Annotated in this window: 3 protein-coding genes; 1 reads left to right on the forward strand and 2 read right to left on the reverse strand. The window is 63.7% G+C overall.

The features are described from left to right. On the forward strand, positions 1–1434 hold a 1434-nt coding region (locus tag ACR807_RS41065; RefSeq protein ID WP_438926961.1), incomplete at its 5' end, for a hypothetical protein. Positions 1435–1438: 4 nt separating this feature from the next. Here ACR807_RS41065 and ACR807_RS41070 read toward each other — a convergent pair. Together ACR807_RS41070 and ACR807_RS41075 are read right to left on the reverse strand one after the other, a co-directional pair. Further along, on the reverse strand, positions 1439–3628 hold the full coding sequence (locus ACR807_RS41070) for an ATP-binding protein (RefSeq protein WP_438926962.1): 2190 nt from the start codon (positions 3626–3628) through the stop codon (positions 1439–1441). A gap of 23 nt (positions 3629–3651) precedes the next feature. Beyond that, complete coding sequence (locus tag ACR807_RS41075; protein ID WP_438926963.1) at positions 3652–4452, reverse strand: hypothetical protein; 801 nt, start codon at positions 4450–4452, stop codon at positions 3652–3654. Positions 4453–4940 lie beyond the last annotated feature (488 nt).

Below are 4940 nucleotides of genomic sequence, written 5' to 3' on the forward strand. Positions count from 1 at the left end.
GGTGACTTCCGCTGGCCATTGTCACAACTCTTCGCTCTGACCGTGCTCCGTGACAGCCTAACCGGGAGACCGCTCGTGCTGCCTCTTGCAGCGCAGCCGGCCGTAGACGCCACCATCCGTCGGGCGATCCTCGCCGGCGGCGCGTCGGCCCGCTACTCCGGGATTCGGATGCTGCCGCTGGCGTCTCCAGACTGTCGTACTGAGCTGCTGTGGTACGTCGTCGCCTTACCTGCGAATCTCCGCAGGCTTGCGGTCAAGCAGGCAGGTGCCTACGGCGATTTCCTAGCAGGTTTCAGCGGTCCGGAGCGATTGCGTCTAATGGTTCACGTGGCGAGGTCGGGACTCCTCACTTCGCTGGTTGACGCGACCCGCGCTGGAGGGGACGGCACTAGCCGGATGATCACAGCACTGGGTGAGGTGGCGAGGTGGACCGCGATCGGGATGCTCGTGTTCTTCGGGATCGCCCAGGTCCGCGCTGGCCGCCCCGACTTACTCAGCGTCGCTGGCCTGGTTGTGGCGGTAGCACACCTGGTGCTGAGCGCTCGACCGGGAAGGTTCGTTCCTGCACGAGCGGCGGAAGTGGTCGGCAAAGTGCTTTTCTGGCTCGTGGTGGGGCTCGGCGGGTTGCTGACGATCGGGACGGTCACGCAGTTCGCGCAGGACATTTGGGTCGGGGAGTGGGTTGCTTTTATGCGCCCACTGCTGTTCTGCGTCATCACCTGGCCCGCGGCGATGTTCATGGTGTTGGCTACCGAAGGCGGTTCGGCGGTGAAACCGCTGCCGCAGGGCACGGCGTTGCGGCTCCTGTTCGACGACCCATCAGCACACCGAGTTTTGGAACGTTGGCGTTCTATACGGCCCCAACTGACCTGGCGACGTGGACTCGCTGCGGCTGGCGTCGCGTCATTGGCCGCGCTCACGGCGTTCAACCTGCCGCTCGACGACGCGCTGGAACGGCAGGTGGACCCATGGCAGTGGGTGGCAGTCGTCGTCGGGGCCATTGCAGTTCTGCCTGGGCAGTCTCGTGGTAAATCGGTGGCCTGGAAGGCGCTTGAACGCCGGACGGGTGGTCCTCTTGATGCTGAGGCGCTGCTGACCGTCATGGACACGGCGTTCCGCCGTCGCAAGTGGTCGGTTAATCGATTCCTGTTGACCGCGTCCGCCGCTGAACCGGGTCGGCTGCGAGCCGCCTTACCACTGCTGAGTGACTTGGAACGTCTGCTGACGTTTATCGGTGAAACGATGCCGGACCAGACATCTACGGTGATCAAAGACGGCATGTGGCAACTGGCACCATCTTTTCAGATGGCTCGATTTCATGACTGGGCGGTCGCGTTCGATCAAGAACGGCCGGGCTTCTTGGTGAAGATGGCTGGTTCCTTGCGGCAACGCAACTTATTGGGGCAGGCAGTGCGCAACGCTGAGTCCGGATGAGCAATCAACGAATGACAGTGTCGAGGTCGTCGAGCTGCTGTTGGATGCGTTCGGCATCGGCGGTCCGGCCCTGCTCTTGATAGAGCATCAGGGCTTGCTGCCATGCTCGCCGAGCCTCGTTGTGTTGACCTAATGCGGCGTGAGGATGGCCAAGTCGGTCGAGGATATCGGAGACGTGCGCGCTGAAGCTATTAGCTACGAGAAGTGCAATGGAGCCCTTGTAGTGCTCGATGGCCTCGTGATGACGACCCGTGCTGTGTGCTATGTATCCCAAGCTGTCCAATGTCGATGCCTCGCCGGTAGCACTTCCGTGCTGTCGGTGCATAGCGAGAGCGGCCAGACAGTTGGCGCGCGCGGTGTCGAAGTCTTTCAAGCGGGCGGCGAACCAACCAAGGTCATTAAGGGCATTCGCTTCCCTTGTAGGCAGGTTGACTGTGCGATACAACCCAAGCGCGAGTCGGCAGTGTTCCAGCGCTCGACGACCGTTGCCTTGCATTGCCCACACCCAAGCGAGGACACGCTGGCTATGAGCTTCCTCAGCTCGATCACCTCGCTGTCGAGCGATGGAGAGGGACTCGTTCAAATGTCGGATGGCTTCATTGTGTCCTCCTACCTGTGCGTTGGCGAAGCCGAGTCCTCTATGGGTCAGTATGTGAGCATCGATGCTGGACGAGAGTTCGGCGGCCTTCAAGGCTGCTTTCCACGAAGCGAGATCGTCTAGTATGTGTCCTCGCCGAGAATGGAGCCCGATTAGCGTGCAAGCGAACTGAATCACAATGTCATTCCACTGATAAGTAAAGGCGGTGCGCTGGGAAGCCAAAACGCAAGCATGCTCAGCGTCCATCCAGGCTATCGCGGTGGAGTGGTCGGTCATCGGGTAATGTTGGACATCGGAAGCGGGAGGATTTGGCTGAATTGTCGTACCGTTGGGCTCTAGGATTCGGCTTGCAGTATATGCGGTGTGGAGATAGAAGTCGACGATCCGTCGCAGTGCTACAAGCTGATCCGTTTGGGGCAGGCTGTTGGCGCGTGTAGTGGCATAGCTGCGTACCAGATCGTGCATTGAGTAACGGTCGCCGGGAAGATGAGCAACCAGCGAGACATCGGTCAGGGCGCGTAGCATTATACGAGTTTCCCGTGAGGGTTGTCCGGCGAGAGAGGCGACAGCAGGCAGCGAGGCGTCGAGGCCGGGGGCGATGCCAAGCAACTCGAACAGAGCGCGTTGTTGTTTAGTGAGGTAGCGCAACGACCAAGACAGAACGGTAGGCAGACTGGCGTGCGAGTCGCCAGAGTCGAGGGCATCCAGGCCGAGTTCACGTAGTTCGGCAGCGAGGTCGTACAGCAGATGAGGATCGGTGCGGATTCGGGCGGCGATCAGCCCGAGCGCGAGGGGAAACCTGCCACACAGGCCGATCAGTTCGGTGATCGCGCGTTCGGTCTCGGAGGTGGTGGGGGTGTTATCGAGGGCGGTGGTGAGCAGGGTGTGGGCCTCGGCGTCGGTGAGGGTGTCGAGGTGAACAGGGCGTGCTCCATGGCGCGCGATGAGGCCGTGGAGTTGGTCGCGGCTGGTGATCAAGACGGTGCAGGTGGTGCCGCCGGGCAACAGCGGCAGGACTTGATCGGCGTGGGCGGCGTTGTCGAGCAGGATGAGTAGGCGTCTGCCGTTGGTGTGGGTGCGGTAAAGCCCGATTCGGGCTTCCAGGTCGTTGGGCTGGTTATCGCGGTCGATGCCGAGGGCGTCGAGAAAGTCGCCCAGCACGTCGATCGGCGCACGAGGCTGGCCAGGGCTGAAGCCACGCAGGTCGGTGGAGAGTTGCCCGTCAGGGAAGCGGTGCAGGTTGTCGTGGGCCCAGGTTTGGGCGAGCCAGGTCTTGCCGATGCCGCCGGTGCCGCCGATGGACGAGATCACCGCCGCGTCGCCGGTTCGGAATTCGCCGTTCCCGGTGTGAGGATCGGTGGTGAGAGCGCGGTCGAGCGCGGCGAGCTGGTCGACGCGGCCGACGAACGCCGTCGGTCGGGGACCGAGCTGCCGCGGGGCAGGTATGCGCGGTAAGGGTGGTGACTGGTGTAGGTGCAGGCCGCCGTGAACCGCTCCGATGGAGGTGCTGTTGTCGGTGGCGGTGAGGGCGCCGTGAATCCGTGTGACCGTCTGCGTGCCAGTGGGTGGTGTGGCTTCGGGCTCGTGTGCCGACACGGTGTGCCCGTTCCCCGTGTCGGCTACTGGGGGTTTTCCGAGTCGCCTGCCGGTGGTGCGCCGAGGGCGAAGTGGTCGCCCGTGGCGGCGCCGATCGTGATGCCTGACCCGGCTCCATTTACGCCGCCCACGATGGTCACGGCACGAGGCCCAGGAACACCGGGCAGTTCTGTGTCGTCGGTGTCGGGCACGGGCGAGGCGCGTCCACCTCGCATGAGGGTGGACGACACAGAATCCGTCGGTCGCCGATCGAGCCCGGCTGGGTCGGGTTCGTAGGGGCGATCCAGCACGGTGATCCAAGCAAGGTCGCGGATCCCGCCCACCGTCACTTCGACCGGCCGAAACGTCGCCGCGTCCAACGTGGCGCAGTGCCGCACTACCTCGTCGAACACCACCTGGGACACGATCATCGCTAGCACACCGGGCGCATCTGCCAGGGCGTGCTTCAACGGCGGCGCGTCGACCATCCGGAACGCCGTGGTCAGTGATGTGGAGGTGACGCCGTCTTCGTCGATGGCGACTTCACCCGCATGCACCGCCAGCCGCAGTCGTGCCCTGGAGGCGTCGGGGCTGCTGGTGTTGTGTCCATGCATCGTCCGCGCCAACGCTCCCGACAGCGCCTCAACCAGCGGCGCCCTCGGATGCTCCGGCGGGATCAGCAGGAGCAGGCCGTTGCTGCGGTCTTCGTGGTAGCAGGCGTCCCAAGGCACTCCGGCCGCCGCCAACGCCTCTCCGACCACCGCGTACAGCCCCGCGCGAGTGCCGAACTGGTGAGTCAGCGTCCGGTCGGGGGCGCTGGAACCCTCCACGTCGAAAAGGACCATCGTGCGGTGGACCGCGTGCCGACCTGTACCCGTCATGTCGACCCCCGAGGGCAGAACCGCGTGGTGCGCCGATGAACCCCCGTTCTACCGACCGGTGAGGGTGGATTACGTGCTATTTGGCGCACCAATCGCTCAATCGGCTGCACGAGTCCACCCGACTGGTGGGTATGCCACCACTCCGGTCCGCTGTTCGGCGGTGATCGTTGGTCACCGAACGCGCTCGGTGGACATCGGTGTTCGCGAGATTGCCGATGGCGTTGTGAGTGGCTGCGACGTGGTCTATCTCGCGTGTCGATCGCACCGTCGGTTGTACTCCACCATCCGACCGGCTGGTAGCGCCGTAGCTTCAGCAGCCGTGGGTCAACAACCGGTGTGCTATCCGATGCTTCCACATCCTCCTGGCCGTCGATCGATCGACGGCCAGGAGGATGTGTGTCGCGGGTGGGTGAGCCGACCGGGTGGACTCCAGTTGATGCGGTGGTGCGTCG

The sequence above is a fragment of the Saccharothrix sabaoui genome (genome assembly GCF_051756985.1).
Lineage (GTDB): Bacteria > Actinomycetota > Actinomycetes > Mycobacteriales > Pseudonocardiaceae > Actinosynnema.

What these genes read in the sequence shown, in the direction of transcription:
- ACR807_RS41075 (WP_438926963.1), bottom strand. Translation starts at nt 4,452, where the DNA reads ATGGTCCTTTTCGACGTGGAGGGTTCCAGCGCCCCCGACCGGACGCTG.